Annotated in this window: 3 protein-coding genes; 1 reads left to right on the forward strand and 2 read right to left on the reverse strand. The window is 65.1% G+C overall.

Features of this window, described 5'->3' with window-relative positions; all coding sequences use genetic code 11:
• Positions 1 to 492 precede the first annotated feature (492 nt).
• Together ABZ464_RS51960 and ABZ464_RS51965 are read right to left on the reverse strand one after the other, a co-directional pair.
• The gene (locus ABZ464_RS51960) at positions 493 to 1,134 is read right to left on the reverse strand and encodes a hypothetical protein (RefSeq protein ID WP_359290036.1); all 642 of its coding nucleotides are present in this window, start codon (positions 1,132 to 1,134) and stop codon (positions 493 to 495) included.
• Between the two features lie 9 nt (positions 1,135 to 1,143).
• Positions 1,144 to 1,623: a hypothetical protein gene (locus ABZ464_RS51965; RefSeq protein WP_359290037.1), complete on the reverse strand. Its 480-nt coding sequence runs from the start codon at positions 1,621 to 1,623 to the stop codon at positions 1,144 to 1,146.
• Between ABZ464_RS51965 and ABZ464_RS51970 the strand changes: the two genes are divergently transcribed.
• Positions 1,612 to 1,782 carry a hypothetical protein gene (locus ABZ464_RS51970; RefSeq protein WP_359290039.1) on the forward strand — a complete coding sequence of 57 codons (171 nt, stop codon included), beginning with the start codon at positions 1,612 to 1,614 and terminating at the stop codon, positions 1,780 to 1,782. The two genes, ABZ464_RS51965 and ABZ464_RS51970, sit on opposite strands and share 12 nt — an antisense overlap.
• Positions 1,783 to 1,875 lie beyond the last annotated feature (93 nt).

The raw sequence follows: 1,875 nt of genomic DNA on the forward strand, positions 1-1,875 counted from the left end.
CCAACTGCTTGATCAACGAACCCAGATCATCACTCGACCCACGCGAATCACGCTGCAACGTCGACAACGTCTGCGCACCCATGTCGAACTTCATGAAGGCCCCCGTTCGGCTCACTTGACTCACATCACGCGCACTGCACGCAGACCCATCCCTATCAACTGACCGATTGCCTGTGCAATCGCGGGTGACGATCCGCACAGAGACACCACAAGCCCATGACCAACACATGGGGACACAGAGGCCAGTTCACCCCGCCCCGCCCCGCCCCGCCCCTACTGGCTCCATGCCCTCGTCGGTTGCCCGTCGTCGGCGAAGACTCGTTCGTGTGCGAGCAGGCCGCTGGGATGCCATGCACGCGAGACGCCGACCGGGCGGCCACGCCGCGTGGTCCCTTCGGAGCGAAGCCTTCCGTCCTGGTACCACTCCCGGTTCGGACCGTGCCGCAGGCCCTCCTCGTAGCATTCGAGGCTGACGAGCGCCCCATCATGGACTCACAGCATGTCGGTGAGGTCAGGGCCCAACCCGTCGATCAGGTCGGGCATTTCCAACCCGTACCCCTCCGCCCGCCCGAAGTACGTCGGATCACCGGCCTCGGCGGCCACACCGAGCATCGATTCGAGTTCCTGAAGGGCGGCGGCCAGACGAGGAGCATTTCGCCTCTGCACATCCGGGTGCGGAACCCCACCGAAGTCGCAGTAGCCCCAGACATCATGGAACACGGCGACCTCTGCGGCCAGATGGCGCTCATCGGCGTAGACGGTGAGTCCGACGAGACCGGGCTCGCTGTGCTCCGCGCCTCCCGCGTCGATCCAGGTGCCCGTGCCGGAGACCGTCAGCGCGCCGATCTCGGCGTCCGGGAATCCAACAGGGCGACACTGCTGAATACGCTGAGCGAGTTCAGCCTCATCCAGTTTTCCCCGGAGCGCGAGACCCGTGGTGACACCGACGGTGCCACGCCCGCCGACGAGCCACTGCCACTCCAACGTGTCCGGCTCCAACAGACCATGGTCACGCAGAAGGGAGGACATCCGCACGACGGTCATCAAGGCGGAGTCCAGACCTGGCGGCGCGAACGCGTCCAGCTCCCATTCCCACGAGGCGCACTCGGCAGGTGCGCGCATCAACGTAGACATGCGGATTCCTTAGGGATAGATCTGGCCGCCGGGCGGAATGGTGACCGAGCCGTCCCGGAATCGGATCTGGAAAACCGCTCCGGTCTTCTGAGCGTAGAACTCGACGTCCTTGACGGTTGACTCGGTGAGAGCGGCCCGCGTGTCGTGCACGTCCAGAATGGCGACCTTGGGGCCGTCGATCTCGCCGCCCAGCTGCTTCTGAGCGATCTTACGCGCCGCGGAACCGATGCCGTGCTCATGCTGCACGTCCTTGAGCTGGCATCCGTACTTGATCTCGTCTCCCGACTTCACCAGAACGTCGAGATCCAGATTCTGCTTCGGCAGCTTGTGCTCGAAGGCCAGATCCTCCACCCCGTGCGCCTTCAGTTCCGCCGCGTACTCCATCGCTTGGTGAACCGCGGGAAGCATCCCCTTCTGCTTGGTCTGGTTGAGCAGCTCCCGGTAGCCCGGGCAGTCGGCGAAGTCCCCGCGAGCGATGTGCTCGGCCACTCCGGCGCCGTAGTCCCCCTTGCGCAACTGGGTGAGCAGGCGCTGCTGATCCTGGAGGACAGGGCCGACGACACCGTCTCCAGGTCCGTCGCGAAATCGTCCGCCCTCGTCTTCACCGGCTTCGTCGTCGCGAACAGCTGCTCCGCCTCCGGCGCGTGATAGAACGCCGACAGACCCTGGAACCGGGCGTCCACATCACTGCCCGTGGTCCGGACGTTCCCCGCGTCCTTCTTCAACGCGGCATGATCCAGC

Source organism: Streptomyces sp. NPDC005820, assembly GCF_040630255.1.
In the GTDB taxonomy this organism is placed as follows: Bacteria; Actinomycetota; Actinomycetes; order Streptomycetales; family Streptomycetaceae; genus Streptomyces.

What these genes read in the sequence shown, in the direction of transcription:
- ABZ464_RS51960 (WP_359290036.1), bottom strand. Translation starts at nt 1,134, where the DNA reads ATGTCTACGTTGATGCGCGCACCTGCCGAGTGCGCCTCGTGGGAATGG.